This window comes from Neisseria sp. P0001.S005, from assembly GCF_051963715.1.
In genome coordinates this window covers 1-514 of the sequence record NZ_JBQCTZ010000550.1, presented here as the reverse complement: position 1 = coordinate 514, position 514 = coordinate 1, and the positions used below count along the sequence as shown (strand labels likewise).

At 51.8% G+C, this 514-nt stretch carries 1 protein-coding gene; it reads right to left on the bottom strand.

The features are described 5' to 3' along the window. The coding region (locus tag ACTHSP_RS21600) for a response regulator (protein ID WP_440346956.1) at window positions 1-405 on the bottom strand (405 nt) is incomplete at its 3' end. Between the last annotated feature and the right edge of the window lie 109 nt (window positions 406-514).

Sequence of the window (514 nt, the reverse complement as noted above, 5' to 3'; positions counted from 1 at the left end):
TTTTTCAGACGGCGTGGGTTCGGCAGTATTGTCTGAAACCGACACTGCCGATTTAACCAATGAACGCAACTGCGACAGCGTAATCGGTTTTTGCAGATAATCAAACGCCCCTGCTTTCAAGGCTTCAACGGCTTGGTCGGCATTGCCGAAAGCCGTAATCACGGCGACGGGCGTGTCGAGCATCAACTCGTCGATGTATTGGACAACCTCGAGGCCGGAGCCGTCGGGCATACGCATATCGGTCAACACTAGCGAATAATCGTTGTTGTCCAGTTTGTCTTTGGCTTCTTCAACACCAGCCGCAGTATCGACGCGCAGACCCATTTTCATCAGGGTCATTTCCATCAGGTCGCGGATGTCTGCCTCGTCATCGACAACCAAAACCGGCTCTTGCAATTTATTCATCCTGCGCTTGCTCCTTCGGTAAAATCAATTCAAACCCGTTCATTTCAGGGTGATAATGCAGCTGCCCCATATTGGCGTGTGCCAACTCGCGTGCGACGTAAAGCCCCAA